Genomic DNA, 490 nt, shown 5'->3' with positions numbered 1-490 from the left:
CAGCGATTAATATGGTCTGATACTGACGTGGTTCCTGTCATACTTACGGTCATGGGCGGTTATCGCCCATACTGTTCGTGCCAGCTTGTTTGCCATGGCGACGATTGCCACACTGGCTGGACGACGTTTTTTCAGTTCGGTTATCCACGGGCCAGGCTCTTTAGCTACTAATGCCACCGCTCTTGCACCGTGGATAAATAATGTCCTGAGATAAGTGTCACCACGTTTGCTTATCCCCAGCAGACGTACTTTCCCTCCGGAGCCAGTTTGTTTTGGAACCAGACCAACATATGCGGCGAACTCTCGCCCCGATTTAAACGCTGATGCTTCCCCCATGGTGGCCACCGCTGCCGTCGCAATAAGTGGTCCAACGCCAGGAATATCCAGCAACTGAAGTGGTCAACAAAAACTGGCCACCGAGTTAGAGTTTTTCCAGTATCGATTTTCCGATTCGTTTGGGGGTAACCCACCGTTATATTCGTGCGGTCTT

General features: G+C 51.0%; 1 pseudogene. It reads right to left on the bottom strand.

Going from position 1 to position 490, the window contains the following annotated elements:
- Positions 1 to 6: 6 nt before the first annotated feature.
- Positions 7 to 393 (bottom strand): annotated as a pseudogene (locus BGK49_RS17580) (IS110 family transposase); the annotation flags it as partial.
- Positions 394 to 490 lie beyond the last annotated feature (97 nt).

This window comes from Shigella sp. FC1544 (assembly GCF_001722145.1).
Classification (GTDB): Bacteria; Pseudomonadota; Gammaproteobacteria; order Enterobacterales; family Enterobacteriaceae; genus Escherichia; species Escherichia coli.
Note: the sequence above shows the minus strand (reverse complement) of the source record. Positions and strands in the feature narration are given on the sequence as shown.